Source organism: Vibrio sp. Vb1574 (assembly GCF_033338675.1).
Genome location: NZ_JAWOTC010000189.1, coordinates 1 through 1,459 on the forward strand (window position 1 = coordinate 1; position 1,459 = coordinate 1,459).

Genomic DNA, 1,459 nt, shown 5'->3' on the forward strand with positions numbered 1-1,459 from the left:
TCAAGCACTTTGGCGAGACTCAACCGCTTACGCTCGATACTTCAGAGCAAGCGCGAGCCGAAAACCGCCGAGCGTACGTCATGTTTGAGGAGGCGCAAAAATACGATGAGATGCCATTCTGCGAACCTCCAAAGCCAGAGCGTAAGGTTTATATGACCATGACGCCACACTTTGACTTTGATCAGTCAGAGTTGAAAGCTGAAGATCTCACTCAGCTCGATGATTTCATTGAACAGTTACAAGGGTTAGAAGGCAGCATTTTGGTTGCAGGACACACTGATCAAGTCGGCTCGCTTTCTTACAATGAAAAATTGGCAGAGCGACGAGCTCAAACTGTGGTCGAATATCTAAAGACCAAACTTGATGCGTCGCGGCTTGTTTGGGAGGTCAAAGCGTTTGGTGAACTGCAACCGGTCATAAATCAAACGACTTCGGAAGCAAACGCACTGAATCGACGTGCCTTTATCGTATTTAAAGAGAGTGAACACGGACAACTGACAGAATAATTTGTTATGGTTACCCATTACTATTCGAAAGATAATAAGTCTGTAACAAGGGAGCTGGGTAATGGAGAAAGTGCAGTTAGTCGTCGATTTTCTTCTCACGCACAAAATGCTGTTTACCACATTAATTTTGTTTTTTATGTGGTTGGTACGTCGTTCAATTTTGTCGATGATTCGCGGTGATCATGCCTTTTTAACCGAAGATCAACGCAGTTGGATGTCGAGAACCAAAAACGGTACGTTTGCGTTCACATTGCTGATCCTGTTTATCCTCTGGCAATCAGAAATCAGTGAGTTTGCGCTCAGTGTTACAGCGATTGCGGTTGCTATTGTGGTGGCATCGAAAGAGATCATTTTGTGTTTTACAGGCTCGATTCAACGTGCGAGTTCGCGCTCGTTTCGAGTGGGTGATTGGATTGAAGTGGGTAAGTTGTGTGGCGAGGTGATCGAACACAACATGATGGCGACGGTGATTCAAGAGATCGATTTGCATCACGGGCAATACCATTACACGGGTAAAACCGCGACGTTGCCTAATAGTATGTTTTTCACCTATCCGGTTAAAAACCTCAACTTCATGAAGCGTTATGTTTACCATAATTTCACGATTGTGGTGAAAGACTTCGTCAACCTGTATCCGCTACTGACACCATTAACGGACAAAATTGATGAGCATTGCAGTTACTTTAGTGATGTGGCACATCGTTACAATGCCATGATCGAGAAGCATGCCGGTGTCGATCTGCCGGGTGCAGAGCCGCACATCCACATTTCAAGTCATATTAATGGTGAGCAGATTGTGCATGTGATGATCTTCTGCCCGACAGATAAGGCGAACCATTTAGAACATTTGATTCGTCAGGACTTTATGGAGCTTTACGAGCAGCGTTTTCCTGCTTCGAATGATGAATCGAACGACGCTGCATTCAACTAACTTGCATTAAAAAGAAACCCGC

At 44.8% G+C, this 1,459-nt stretch carries 2 protein-coding genes; both read left to right on the forward strand.

Going from position 1 to position 1,459, the window contains the following annotated elements; translation table 11 throughout:
• Nucleotides 1–506 (forward strand): OmpA family protein (locus tag R7O12_RS24690; protein ID WP_318126690.1); only part of this gene is annotated, 506 nt, incomplete at its 5' end.
• Between the two features lie 61 nt (nucleotides 507–567).
• Nucleotides 568–1,437, forward strand: coding sequence for a mechanosensitive ion channel family protein (locus tag R7O12_RS24695; protein ID WP_005463003.1), 870 nt, complete (start codon nucleotides 568–570; stop codon nucleotides 1,435–1,437).
• Nucleotides 1,438–1,459: the final 22 nt, after the last annotated feature.